The sequence below is a fragment of the Sphingomonas sp. CBMAI 2297 genome (genome assembly GCF_029870595.1).
Classification (GTDB): Bacteria; Pseudomonadota; Alphaproteobacteria; order Sphingomonadales; family Sphingomonadaceae; genus Sphingomonas.
The window spans coordinates 72,253-85,886 of the sequence record NZ_JAPDIR010000017.1 but is presented as its reverse complement, the minus strand read 5'-3'; the positions used below and the strand labels follow the sequence as shown (position 1 = coordinate 85,886).

General features: G+C 66.6%; 9 protein-coding genes. 7 read left to right on the top strand and 2 right to left on the bottom strand.

What is annotated here, in order from left to right:
- Window positions 1–3 precede the first annotated feature (3 nt).
- Window positions 4–2,088, bottom strand: coding sequence for a TonB-dependent receptor (locus tag OMP43_RS19435; protein WP_280281205.1), 2,085 nt, complete (start codon window positions 2,086–2,088; stop codon window positions 4–6).
- Between the two features lie 247 nt (window positions 2,089–2,335).
- On the opposite strand from OMP43_RS19435, the gene OMP43_RS19430 reads away from it, so the two are divergent.
- Window positions 2,336–3,142, top strand: coding sequence for an AraC family transcriptional regulator (locus tag OMP43_RS19430; protein ID WP_280281221.1), 807 nt, complete (start codon window positions 2,336–2,338; stop codon window positions 3,140–3,142).
- Window positions 3,143–3,264: 122 nt separating this feature from the next.
- Here the strand turns inward: OMP43_RS19430 and OMP43_RS19425 are convergent, their stop codons facing one another.
- Window positions 3,265–4,353: an ABC transporter substrate-binding protein gene (locus OMP43_RS19425; protein ID WP_280281204.1), complete on the bottom strand. Its 1,089-nt coding sequence runs from the start codon at window positions 4,351–4,353 to the stop codon at window positions 3,265–3,267.
- A gap of 53 nt (window positions 4,354–4,406) precedes the next feature.
- Here OMP43_RS19425 and OMP43_RS19420 point away from each other — a divergent pair, with 53 nt between their 5' ends.
- From OMP43_RS19420 to OMP43_RS19395, 6 genes are all read left to right on the top strand, one after another.
- Complete coding sequence (locus OMP43_RS19420) at window positions 4,407–5,075, top strand: response regulator transcription factor (RefSeq protein WP_280281203.1); 669 nt, start codon at window positions 4,407–4,409, stop codon at window positions 5,073–5,075.
- Window positions 5,072–6,451, top strand: coding sequence for a sensor histidine kinase (locus OMP43_RS19415; protein ID WP_280281202.1), 1,380 nt, complete (start codon window positions 5,072–5,074; stop codon window positions 6,449–6,451). Before OMP43_RS19420 ends, OMP43_RS19415 begins: the two co-directional genes overlap by 4 nt.
- Window positions 6,452–6,584: 133 nt before the next feature.
- Entirely contained in the window at window positions 6,585–7,925 is a 1,341-nt protein-coding gene (locus OMP43_RS19410) for a citrate:proton symporter (protein WP_280281201.1), read from the top strand.
- Between the two features lie 19 nt (window positions 7,926–7,944).
- Window positions 7,945–8,997: an AbrB family transcriptional regulator gene (locus OMP43_RS19405; RefSeq protein WP_280281200.1), complete on the top strand. Its 1,053-nt coding sequence runs from the start codon at window positions 7,945–7,947 to the stop codon at window positions 8,995–8,997.
- 107 nt (window positions 8,998–9,104) lie between these two features.
- On the top strand, window positions 9,105–12,182 hold the full coding sequence (locus OMP43_RS19400) for a TonB-dependent receptor (RefSeq protein WP_280281199.1): 3,078 nt from the start codon (window positions 9,105–9,107) through the stop codon (window positions 12,180–12,182).
- Window positions 12,183–12,228: 46 nt separating this feature from the next.
- The gene (locus OMP43_RS19395) at window positions 12,229–13,293 is read left to right on the top strand and encodes an isocitrate/isopropylmalate family dehydrogenase (protein ID WP_280281198.1); all 1,065 of its coding nucleotides are present in this window, start codon (window positions 12,229–12,231) and stop codon (window positions 13,291–13,293) included.
- Window positions 13,294–13,634: the final 341 nt, after the last annotated feature.

The window sequence follows — 13,634 nt, the reverse complement described above, 5'->3', positions numbered from 1 at the left end:
CCCTCACAGTTTCCACGCGAGTTCGATCCCCGCCTGTCGGCCTCGGCTGACGGGCGCATACCAGTTGCCGTCATTGCCGAAGGCAAGGTTGCGGAACGCAAGACCGCTCGCGCGACGCACGTCGGTGAGGTTGTCGACGAAGGCGCGCGCGGACCAGCGCGGTCCATCATATCCCAGCTGGAGCCCGACCGTCTGCGTCGCCGGCTGCACCGGCGCGCCACCACTGTTGAGCAACTCCTTGCCCTTCAGCGACAGCTCGGCCCGGCCGAACAGGCCGTCCGGCCGCTGGTATCGTACGGCGAGGTAGCCGTCATAGGCCGGTACGAGCTTGACGCGCCGGCCGCGTGCGTTGGTGGTCGCATCGATCTGGAGGTCGCGGTAGCGCGCGTCGGCATAGCCGATATTGGCGATGAAGCTCAGACCCCGCACCGGTTCTGCCGAGGCCTCGAGCTCGAAGCCCTTGCTGTCGATTGACGCACTGGCGCCGATATAGTCGGAAGAGATGATCCGCCCCGTCGCATCGGTGGCGACCTGGATCTCCTGCCAATTGTTCGAACGGATATAGAAGCCTGCGCCTGCGAGGCGCAGCCGGCCGTCCGCGGAACGCCATTTGAACCCGCCCTCATGGCTCCACATCGTCTCCGAGGCGTAGCGCAGGACGCTGTTCGGCAGGTTGGCCTGCGCCGCCGTCAGATTGAAGCCGCCGGGAATATAGCCTTTGGAAGAACTGGCGTAGAAGGTCAGCCGCGACGACGGTGCATAGCGCACCGAGAAGCGCGGCAGGGCGGCGTGGAAGTCGCCGGCGAGTTCGGCGTCGCGATAGATGAAGAAGTTGCCGCCACCCAGGTCGAGTTGGCCCGCATTCTGTTTCGCGGCGCGATGCGCGTGATCATAGCGTATGCCCCCGCTGAGCGTGACCTTGGGCAGGAACAGGGGCGACCAGTTGGCCGACGCGAAGACACCCCAATCGCGAGCGTGCGAGTATTGGTGCGGCGCCGGTTTGTAGCTGTCGAGGGTGCCGGGCCCCGCGAAGGTCGTCTGGAAGCGGTCGTTGTCGTCGCGATAATGCGTGACGCCGATGATGTAGTTGAACGGCTTGCTCGCGGGCGAGGAAAAGCGCAGCTCGGCGTTATAGAAGTCGCGCGCCTTTCGGTCCTCGCCCGCTGCAGTGGGGAGTGCCGTGAAGTCGAAGTCGAGCCCCTTGGCGTCGCTGTAATAGTGTCGGTACGAGACCGCAGCATCGAGCGCGCCGTAGCCAAGATCATAGCGGGCGGAAACACCCGCGACGATCTCGCGCTGGTTCGTCAGCTTGGGCGCGTCCTCGATGGAGGAGAATTTTCCGATCCGCCGGCCGCCGTTGAAGCGGTCGGCATAGGTGCGATTGTAGAGATCGACATCGAGCGGCACATATTGCTGGTCGAAGATGCCGGGTGCATGTTTGTCGAGAATATAGGCGGTGCCGTTGAGGGTGAGCCGATCGGTCGGCCGCCACCGGAGCCGACCCTGCAGAAACAGGGTGCGCAGCGACCCGGCGGGCGCGCCGGGCCGACGGTTGGCCAGGAAGCTGTCGCCCTGCTCGGCCTTCCAGGCGAGCGAGCCGGCAAGCCTGTCTCCGGCCAGCGGTCCGCCAAGGAATCCGTCGATCGCGCCGTTGACGCCACCGCGATAGGCAGCGCCGGTCGCCCGCGCCTCGGCCACGACATGGTCGGTCGGTGCGCGGGTGTTGATGACGATCAAGCCGGATTCGCTATTGGCGCCGTAGAGGGTCGCCTGCGGTCCGCGCAGCACCTCGATCGTCTCGACCTGATTGAGGACGGCATTCGACAATTCGCGGAACGGGATGCCGTCGATATAGACGGCTGCGCGGTTGATGATGAACGGATTGGACTCGATTCCGCGGATCGAAATGAAGGTGCTGCCCAATTGTCCACTCTCGTTGAACTGGACGTTGGGCACCACGGCGTCGAGTTGGCGGACATCGCGGATACGCGCCGCATCGAGCGTCTTGCGGTCGAGAACGGTGACCGAGACGTCTGTGTCCTGAAGCCGCGTTTCCCGCCGCGTGCCGGTGACGACGATATCGCTCACGCCGTTGGGCGCTGCCGGGGCGTCTTGTTCCTGAGCGAAGGCAGGTTGGGTGAGCACGCAGGCGAAAGCAGCCGCCGAAGCGGCGTGAAAGAGTGTAGCGCGCATAATCCCCGTAAAGCAGTTGTTGCGAATAATTCTCATGGTATAATGTCTCATGCAGTCGCCGCAGCTCCGATCCGGGACCGGATGCTCCGATCCGGGAAATATTCGACGGGCCGCCTCCGATCGGGAGGCGATCTTGCGGCATGTGCCGACGACCGAGCAGGCGGCGCACCTGGATGCGGGCGCCGGCCTTCTCATTCGCGCGCATTACCCCGCCTTCGAGGGCGAGATCGCCAATGGGCCGCATCTGCGCCTCGGCCTGTGCACGGGACGCGGTACCCGGCTGGTCCAGCATCGAGGCGGCGCGCGACTTGAAGGCGTTTGGCGTCCCGGTACGCTGGCGATCAGTCCACCCGGTTGTGTCGGAACCGTTTCGAGCGGGCCGACCGCGATGGTGGGGCTGGCGCTGCTGCCAGAGGCATTCCCATCCATGCCGGCCTGGGATCTCGATCATCTCGATCATCTCTCCGGCAGGTTCGTCGATGATGCGCTCATCGCTTCGGTGATGGTCGCTTTGGGGCACGAAGCGGCGCTGCACGGACCGTCCGGCGCCTTTTTCGAGCATGGCGTCCTGCTGGTGCTGCGGCGGCTGGCGGAATTGAGGGGGGCTCCGGTCCCAAAGGTGCCATCGCATCCGCTTTGCGAAAGGCGGTACGCCCTTCTGCTCGACTATGTGGAATGGCGCCTGGATGGCCAGGTGACCGTCACGGCGATGGCGGCGGCCGTAGGGCTTGATCCGAGCGGTTTTTCGCGCGCTTTGAAGGCCCGTACGGGGGTTGCTCCATATGCATGGCTCACGCGATATCGCATGCAAAAGGCAGCGGAGCTTCTGGTCGCGGGGCATTCGGTCATGCAGGTCGCGATCAGGGTGGGCTATGCCAATCCGGGAAAATTCGCGGCTGCTTTTCGGCGGGTTCAGGGATGTGCGCCTTCGCGCTTCGCCAGGGACTGATCGGTCGCCATCCTGTGCTATCGCTCGTCTGACATTCTGGTAACGCCGCCGACCCGCCGCTCCGTTGCCGAACGCCTCGACGCTCGGATGCGGACGCATCAGGAACGATTGGCGCGCGCCTGCTAGCGCGCGGAATCTTCGCCGGGCGCCGGATGGTCAAGGTGGATCAGCCTGTTCCACTCCGCCAGGAAGCGCCGGCGCATCAACCGGTCCTGCACCACGAGCAGTGCCGGGCTCACCGGGATCGCCCGGCGCAGCTGTTCCGGCGTGCGCAGCGCGGCTGGAACCGCCATGTCGCGTCGTACGGACGGCATGGCCTTCGCCACCAGATGGGCCTGGCCACGCTTTGACAGCAGATAGTCGAGGAAGAGCCGGGCGACATTGGGGTGCGCGGCCTTGGCCGGTATCACCGCGATGCGTGAGGTCAGCAGGGTATAGTCGCTCGGCAATACCACGGCGAGATTGGGGTTTCGCTGCATTTCCGCGATCGCATAGGACCCAAGCACATTGTATCCGATGACCGAGCGACCCGCGGAGACGTCCGAAATGATCGCCTCGCTCGTCGTGAACAGCCGCACGCCGTTGACGCCGAGCGCGCGGACCAGCGGCCAGGCGAGCCTGCTGGCCGCTTCGTCCTGCGATAGATAGAGATAGCCCACTGCCGAGTTCGCCACATCGTAGGTCGCGACCCGGCCACGTAGATCCGGCGCGCCCGATTCGAGCAGGCGCAGCAGGTCCGCATGACTCGTCGGCGCGCGGCGCGCACCCAGCAGCTTGCGGTTATAGACCATCACGATGGGTTCGGCGGTGACGCCCCACGCTTCATTCTTCCAGTTGGCCCATTCCGGCAGGGCTGCGTGCTCGGGCGATGCATAGCGGAGCGCATGGCCGTCATTGACGAGCTTGATCTGCAGATCCATCGCCGAACTCCACAGGAAGTCGGGCATCTCGCCGCCGTTGCGGGCGCGTTCTTCCGCCAGATGGTGGACCGGGAGCGCCGGCATCTCGCGATAGTCGATATGAATGTCGGGGTGCTGGCGCTGGAAGTCGGCGAGCAGCTGGGCGACGGCGGGGCGGTCGGTCGCCGACCAGATGACGAGCCGGCCCTCTCGGGCAGCCGCTCGGGCGATCGCCGCGCGCTCGTCGTGCCATGGATTGAGCGTGCCGCAACCGGAGAGCAGCAGGCAGCCGAGAAGAACGAGCGCGCGCATCGCGCAAATGATCCTCTGGACTTCCGACAAGTCAATGTCTCACATTGGCAGTCATGGCACGCATTCTTCTTGTCGAGGACGATCCCGCCCTGGCCAGGGGCGTGTCGGCCATGCTGCGCAGCAAGAACTACACGGTCGACGTGGCGGAATATGGCGAGGACGCGCTCGAAGCGGCACTTGGCGAACCCTATGCGCTGATCGCGCTCGACCTGGGCCTTCCCGATATCGATGGAATCGAAGTGCTGCGTCGATTGCGCCGCAGCGGGAGCAAGATCCCGGTACTGGTATTGAGCGCCCGCGACGCGGTCGAGGACCGGGTCACCGGGCTCGACCATGGCGCGGACGACTATATGCTGAAGCCGTTCGATCCGAGCGAGATGGAGGCACGGATCCGCGCGCTGCTGCGCCGGTCGGCGGGAGAAGCCTCGCCGCTGGTCACTATCGGCGACCTGGTCATCGATCCGGCGCGGGCAACGGCAACGCTCGGCGGGACCGTGCTCGCCTTGCGCCGCCGCGAATGGGCCGTGCTCGAACGCCTCGCGGCGCGACCCGGCAAGCTGGTGTCGAAGGAACGCCTCGCCGCCGAGATATTCGGGTATGACGAGCCGGTCGCGCCCAATGCGGTGGAGGTATATGTGGCGCGCCTGCGCCGCAAGCTCGAGCCGGACGGGCCCGAGATTCGAACGGTGCGCGGTCTCGGCTATCTCATCGATCCGGCATGAAGCCGCTCGCGGGCAGCACCCGCTCGCTCACCGCGCGCCTGCTGATCGGCGTCGGCCTGCCGATGATCATCCTCGCGGTCGCCCTTGGCCTGGGCGGTGGCCTGATGATCCGGGCCACCGTCACAGCGGTCAACGACCGCATCCTCGAAGCCGCCGCCCGCGGCATCGCCGATTCGCTGACGATCGAGGAGGGCGAGATCGCGCTCGACCTGTCGCCGGCGATCTTCGGGATGCTGGAGAACACTGCGCGCGACAATGTCTATTACACGATCCGCTATCGCGGTCGCGCGCTGACCGGCTATGGCGATCTGCCGCAGATCGCGCCTGCGCCCGGCGAGGATGACGCCGCGTTCGGCGACGCCCGCTATCTCGACCGCGACATCCGCATCGTCGCCAGGGCGCGGCGCTTGCCGGGGCTCGATGCTCCGGTGGTGATCGAAGTCGCCGAGACGCTCGATGCGCGCAAGGCCGATACCGACCGCTTGCTCAGCGGCCTGCTCTTCCTCGAAAGCGTGCTGATCCTGGTGGCGGTGCTGCTGCTGCCCTTCGCGGTGCGCTGGGGATTGCGACCGGTCGCGCGGATCCAGGCCGAGCTCGATCACCGCGTCGCAGCGAATCTCGCCCCGCTGTCCCTCGATGCGGTGCCCGCCGAATTGCGGAACCTGGTCAAGGCGTTCAACGCCATGCTCGGGCGCCTCGGGGACGCGATGATCGCGATGCGGCGTTTCACGGGCGACGCATCGCACCAGATCCGCACGCCGCTGTCGATTCTGCGGACGCATGTCGCCGTGCTGCGCAGCGCGGCGCCGGGAAGTGCCGAGGCAGCGCAATCGCTCGACGACATCGATCGGGGGACGGTGCGGCTCAGCCATCTTGTCGGGCAGCTCCTCGCCCTGGCGCGGGCGGACAATGCGGCACGCAACGAGACGCCGCTCGAGGCCGTCGATCTGCGCGACATCGTGACGGCGGTAGTCGCCGAACGGCGCGAAGCCACCGCGCGGGCGGGGGTGACGCTTGTGGTCGTGCCGGCACCTGCCATCATTGTGCGCACCGCGCCGGTGCTGGCGCTCGAGCTGCTCGCGAACCTGATCGACAATGCCGTCCGTCATGGCGGGTCGGGCGGGATCGTCCGAGTGACGGTCAACGAGGATCCGGCGGTCGTCATCGACGACGACGGCCCCGGCATCCCGACGACCGAGCGTGAGCGCGTGTTCATTCGCTTCGCGCAGCTGCCGCGCGATGCCCGCAACGAGGGTAGCGGCCTCGGCCTGTCGATCGCGCGATCGCTGGCACAGGCGATCGGGGCCGACCTCCGGCTCGAGGACGGCCCCGATGGACGGGGCCTCCGCGCCATCGTGCGCTTCCCGCACCCCTGAAAGCTTCATGACAGGTTGCCGCGGCTAACGCTCGGGCAGGAGAGCCGGTCGCGCAAGGCGGCAGGCAGGGATGGTCCGCGCCGGAGAGAGGGGAGAACTCCCCCGTCACGGCGCTGAAAGGAAGCGAACGGGCATGCTATCGATTCTGGCTTTCGCGATGGTCGCCACCTTCATGGTGCTGATCATGACGAAGCGCTTGTCGGCGATCGTGGCGCTGATCCTGGTGCCCGTGCTGTTCGCGTTGCTCGCCGCCATGCTGCATGGCGGGTTCGACGCCGGGCTCGGCAAGATGATGATGGCCGGCGTAGCGGACCTGGCGCCAACCGGCGTGATGCTGGTCTTCGCCATCCTGTTCTTCGGGCTGATGATCGACGTCGGCGTGTTCGATCCGATGATCCGCGCCATCGTCCACGCGGTGCACGGCGATCCCGTGCGCATCCTGGTCGGCACGGCGCTGCTTGCGCTGATCGTCTCGCTCGATGGCGACGGCGCCACCACCTACATGATCACCACCGCGGCGATGCTCCCGCTCTACCGCCATATGAAGATGGACGTGCGCATGCTTGCCTGCATCGTCATCATGGCCGGCGGGGTGATGAATGTCCTGCCCTGGGGCGGCCCTACCGCGCGGGTGGTGAGCGCCCTCAAGCTCGATGCGGCGACGGTGTTCGTGCCGCTGATCCCGGCGATGCTCGCGACGGCGGCCTGGGTCGTCTTCGTCGCCTATCGCTTCGGCCTGAAGGAGCGCGCCCGGCTGGCGGCGCTGGGGGCCGATGCGGTGGATGAGGATGCGGATGCGGACGAAATGCTGGAGCAGGACCGCCACAGCCATGTCGAGGCGCGGCGCCCGCGCCTGTTCTGGTTCAATCTTCTGCTCACCATCGGCCTGCTCGTCGCGCTGATCGCGGCGGTGATGCCGCTGCCGGTGCTGTTCATGCTCGCCTTCGCAGTGGCGATGAGCGTCAACTATCCGAATCTGTCGCAGCAGCGCGAGCGCCTCGCCGCGCATGCCCCGAATGCGCTGGCGGTAGGCGGGCTGGTGTTCGGGGCGGGCATCTTCACCGGGATACTGTCCGGTACGAAGATGGTCGATGCGATGGCGGCCACCGTCACCCATGCGATCCCGCCCGCCCTTGGCGCCTATCTCGCGCCGATCACGGCGGTGATCAGCGCGCCCTTCACCTTTTTCATCTCGAACGACGCTTTCTATTACGGCATGCTGCCGATCCTTGCCGAGACCGGCCATGCCTATGGCCTGTCGGATGCCGAGATCGGCCGCGCCGCCCTGGTCGGCCAGCAGGTCCATCTGCTGAGCCCGCTGGTCGCCTCGACCTATCTTCTGGTCGGCTTCGTCGGCATCGAGTTCGGCGAGCATCAGCGCTTCACGCTCAAATGGGCGCTCGGATCCTGCCTGGTCTTCGGAGCGATCGCAGCGCTTACCGGCGCCTTCCCGGTCGTCGCGACCGCCGGCTGAAGTGCCGGGCGGCGCGGGCTTGGCCGAGCACTTCCGGCAATGGGCCGGGCTTCTCCTGCTTTCCCTGGTCGTTACCGCTGTCCTGGCGTGGCTGGGGGTGCCTGCCGCCCTGCTGCTCGGGCCGATGTTCGCCGGGATCGCGGCTGCCGCGCGGGGCTGGGATATCGGGGTGTCGCGCTGGCTCGCCATCGCGGCCCAGGCAGTGATCGGCTGCCTGATCGCGGGCAATATGGCGGGCGCGCTCGGACCGACGATCGCCGCGCACTGGCTGCTCTTCGTCCTGCTGACCCTGGCGACCGTCGGCGCCAGCGGCTTGCTCGGCTATCTGCTCAGCCGGTGGGGCATGGTGCCCGGCACGGTCGCGATCTGGGGATCGATGCCTGGCGGCGCGACGGCGATGGTGCTGCTCGCCGAAGCGAATGGCGCCGATGCGCGGCTGGTGGCGGTGATGGTCTATACGCGCGTCGTCGCCGTCACGCTCATGGCGAGCGCGCTCTCGGTGCTGCTCGGCGCCCAACCGCTGCCGCCGCCCGGCCCGGCGGCGGTTGCGGACGGGCCGTTCTGGCTGATGCCCGCGGTGGCGATTTCCGGCATCGCGGCGGCGGCGCTCCTGCGCTGGCGCTCCGGAACCTTGATCATCACCATGGCGCTGGGCGCTGCCGCCATGCTTGCGGGCGCGCCTCCGGTTCGGGTTCCCATGCCGCTGCTCATGGTCGCCTTCGCCACCACCGGCTGGCGGATCGGGCTGAGCTTTACCGGTGAGGCGCGCGCTACGGCAGCGCGCATGCTTCCGCGCATCCTCCTTGCCGCGCTGCTGCTCATCGGCTTCTGTGGCGGACTGGCGGCGCTGCTGCATTTTGCGCTGGGGATCGACCCGCTTACCGCATGGCTCGCGGCCAGCCCGGGCGGCCTCGAATCGGTGGCGGTGATCGCCAGTACCCTGCCGGTCGATTCGCCTTTCATCATGGCGGCGCAAACCGCGCGCTTCGCGCTGGTGATGCTGATCGGGCCCCCGCTCGCCACGGCACTGGTTCGCCGCAGCCGGCGTACCGCGCACCATCCCGAGCGATGACAGGTTGGTGAAAGCAAAGCCGTGACACTCCTTTGATCGGGGGACCTTCGACGTCCCGAAGATAAGGTTCGGACGCGCAAAGCGGACCGACATACAGGAGGGGATAAATGGGCAGCCTTGATCGGCGCGGTACCCGCGCTTGTTCCGGATTCACCAGCCTCGGCACGATCGCGCTGCTGGGGGTGCTGGCGGCGACGCCGGCATGGGCGCAGGATGCGACGGCGGACAGCGCCGCGCCCGCCATGGCCGAGCCCGCGCCGCAGGAAACCACGCCCGCGGAGCAGGGGCAGATCATCGTCACCGGCTCGCGCATCGCGCGGCGCGACTATCAATCGAACACACCGATCGTGACGATCGGCTCGGAAACCCTGGCCGGCGCCGGCCAGCCGACGCTCGACCGGGCGATCGGCCAGATGCCGCAGTTCGCCGCGGCACAGGGCCTCGCACAGGTTGGCGACGTGCAGGCGCGGACCGGCTTCCAGGGCGGCCAGGCCTATAGCGATCTGCGCGGCCTCGGGCCCAACCGCTCGCTGATCCTGGTCGACGGCCGCCGCCTGATCGCCTCGAACCCGAACGGATCGATCGATCTCAACACGATCCCGATGGCGATGATCGAGAATGTCGAGGTCATCACCGGCGGCGCATCGGCCACCTATGGCTCGGACGCGATCGCGGGCGTGGTCAACTTCAAGCTGCGGCGCCATTTCAACGGAATCGAGCTGGGCGCGCGCCGTGGCGGCACCTTGGAGGGCGACGGCGCGAACACCCAGTTCACGCTGCTCGCCGGCAGCGATTTCGCCGATGGCCGGGGGAGCGCGATCGTGGCGTTCGAATATGCCGAGCGCGATCGCATCGCCGGCGCGGACCGGCCTTTCTTCCGCAATATCCGCCTGCTCGCGCGTCCGCCGGAAGGGCTGGTCGAAAATGGCCTGTTCGGCTCGCAGCCGACGGTCGCGGCGGTCAACGCGCTGCTCGCCACCTATCCGGGCACCACGCCGATCAGCGGCACCGGCCAGTATAATGGGGCGATCGGCTTCAATACCGACGGTACCATCTTCACCACCAGCGCCGGCAGCAATTGCGTTCAGAACTATCGTGGCCTGCCCACCGCGCCGCTGGGGCTCGGCATCACCAGCAATTGCCGCCAGGTGGCGGTCGCGCTCGGCAACTATTTCTCGATCCAGGTGCCGCTGAAGAAATACAACGTCCTCACCAAGCTCGATTACGAACTGGCCGGCGGCATCACGGCCTATGGCACCTTCAACTTCATGCATTCGAGTGCGCTCGACAGCACCTCGGCCGGCTCGACCGGCCCCGGCAAATATCTGGTCGTGCCGCTCAACAGCCCCTGGGTGACAGGCAACCCGGCGCTGCAGGCGCTGCTTGCCTCGCGACCGGCGGTGCCGGGCGATCCGACCGCGCTCACCCGGGCATTGTCGGTGACCAAGCTGCTCACCGCTTCGGGGCCGCGCTCGCAGACCTTCGAATATGACGTCTATCAGGGCGTGATCGGGCTGCGCGGCACGATACCGGGCACGGCGCTGAACTTCGACGTCTATGGCTCGATCGGCCAGACGCACTTCACCAACATGCAGTATAACGACACCAGCCGCGCCAATATCGCGGCGGTGCTGAACGGCACGGCCAACTTCACCGGCTCGGCGGGCAGCTGCATCGGCTATGCTTGGAATCCATTCGGCAACAACCCGTTCAGCCCGGGCTGCGAGCAGTTCATCACGCGCGACAACACCAATATCAACACGACGCGCCAGCAGGTGATCGAAGCCACGGTCACTGGTCCGATCTTCAAGCTTCCCGGCGGCGATCTCAGCTTTGCGCTCGGCGCCGCCTATCGGAACAACAGCTTCGCCTTCCGGCCCGACAATGCGCTGATCCTCGGAGACACGCCCTCGTTCGACAACATCGTGGCGACCGGCGGCAGCCAGAAGGTCAAGGAAGTGTTCGGCGAACTCGAGGTGCCGCTGCTCAAGGACGTGTTCCTGTTCAACAGCCTGAGCCTCAATCTCGGCTATCGCCGCGCCAATTATTCGGGCTTCGGTTCGGTCGATGCCTATAAGGCGGATGCCAGTTGGCGGCCATTCGAGCAGTTGCTGATCCGCGGCGGCTATCAGCGCTCGATCCGCGCGCCGAGCCTGGGCGAGTTGTTCGCGCCGACCGCGACCGGCAGCATCAACATCGGTGCGGTTCCCGGTGCCGGCGACCCGTGCGACAGCCGGAGCGCCTTCCGCTCGGGTGCCAACGCTGCCCAGATCCAGGCGCTCTGCATCGCCCAGGGCGTACCGGCGGCGATCTATCCCACTTTCACCTATATCAACGACACCGCCTTTGGCAGCACGGGCGGCAACCCCAACCTGACGCCGGAAAAGGCCGACAGCTTCACGATCGGCACGGTATGGAGCCCGCGCTTCGGCAGTCCGATGTTCCGGATGTTCAACCTCTCGGTCGACTATTACAATATCAAGCTCCGCGACGCGATCGGCACGGTCGCGCTGACCCAGATCCTGCCGCGCTGCTTCAACTTCGACGGGCTCAGCAACCCCGGCTATTCGCTCAACAACGTCTTCTGCCAGCAGATCACCCGCGATACCCGTTCGGGCGCGATTTCGTTCGGCCGGGAAGGCGCGCTCAACCTCGCCACCTACAAGACCGACGGTATCGACGTGCAGTTCGACTGGGGCTTCGATCTCGCCGGCATGGGCCTGGGCGAGGGGGCCGGCACGATGCGGCTCAATAGCGTCGTGACCTATACGCGATCGTTCAAGGTATCATCGCTGCCGGGCTCGCCGGTGCTCGACTATGTGGGCAGCATCGGCAACAATGCGGTGAGTCCGCAGATCGCGCATCCGCGCTGGAAGACCAATACGTCGCTCGGCTATACCAGTGGTGCCTTCACCATCACCGGCCGCTGGCGCTTCATCGACAAGATGATCCACCAGGACAAGGTGGTGAACCCCGCTGCGATCACGCCCGGCGTGCCCGCCTACAGCTATTTCGACGCCGATTTCACGGTCAATGTCAGCGATCGGTTCCAGTTCACCGGCGGGATCACCAATATCGGCAACAAGGCGCCGCCCTTTGTCAGCGGCCAGCCGCTGACCACCGATTCGGCAACGTACGACATCATCGGCCGCTCGTTCTTCGTCGGTGCGAAGGTGAAGTTCTGATGCCGACCGGCGCCTCGGTGACCCTCTTCCCTCGCCGGGGCGCCGCATGAAGCTGCTGGCATTGCCGGGGGACGGCATCGGGCCCGAGATCATGGCCGCGACGCTGGCGGTGCTGCAGGCCGCCGACGCTGCCCATGGGCTCGGGCTCGAGGTCGAGACGATGGAAATCGGTCTCGCCGCGCTGGAAAATCAGGGCACGACTCTGCCGGACGCGGTGCTCGAGCGGATTTCGCAGGTGGACGGTGTGATCCTCGGCCCCGTCTCGCACTATGACTATCCCACGCGCGCGTCGGGCGGGATCAACCCCTCGGGCGAGTTGCGTGCGCGTTTCAGGCTGGGTGCCAATATCCGCCCGGCCCGGAGCCGCCCCGGCCTGAGCCTGCTCGGCGACCGGATGGACCTGGTGATCGTGCGGGAAGCGACCGAGGGTTTCTACGCCGATCGCAGCATGCATGCCGGCGCGGGCGAATTCATGCCGGATCCGGACATGGCGCTGAGCGTGCGCAAGATCACCGCAGCCGCTTCACGCCGCGTGGCCGAGGTGGCGTTCGACCTTGCACGCGAGCGCCGGCGCAAGGTGACGGCGGTCCACAAGGCCAATGTGCTGAAGCTCGGCGACGGCTTGTTCCTGCGCGAAGTCCGCGAGGTTGCCCGAGGCTATCCTGACGTGGCGCTCGACGAAGTGATCGTCGATGCAGCGGCGGCATTGCTGATCCGCAGGCCCGAGCAATTCGATGTGATCGTCACCACCAACATGTTCGGCGACATCCTGTCCGACGAAGCTTCCGAGCTTTCGGGAGGCCTGGGCCTGGGCGGATCGATCAGCCTGGGCGAGGGCATCTGCGTCGCCCAGGCCCAGCATGGCTCGGCACCAGATATCCAGGGGCAGGGGATCGCCAACCCCGTTTCGCTGATCCTGTCGGCGGCGATGCTGCTGGATTGGCGCGGGCGCCGTTGCGGGAACGCTCGCCTGGCCGCTGCCGGCATGGCGATTTCAGCCGCGACAGACCGGGTGCTGGCCAACTCGGCCGCGCGGACGCGGGACCTTGGCGGGCCGCTGGGAACCATGGCGTTCGCCGACCGGCTGATCGCGGCGATTCCTCCCGTCTGATCAATGGCTGCTTCCGGCGCTTCTCATGCTTTGCGTGGCGCCGAAGCGACGTGGCAGTGGCGGCTCGGCTCGACAATATCGGTGTCCTTGCCCGGTCGGTATCCGGATGCCGTTCGGCGACGCGCCGCCTCCAGGTTCCAGAATGGAAAGCTTCCCCCGGCAACAACACCATATGCGCCCCAAGCACCGATCGGGAACATGCGCGCCGGGGACGGTTGGTTCGCCACAGGCACCGCGAAGCGTGAAGCCACGGTGCTGGTACGGCGGTTGCCGGCAAATGCATGACGATGATGTCGCCAAATTGTAACGGCTACGTATCATTCGCGGCAGAATAGAGTTTC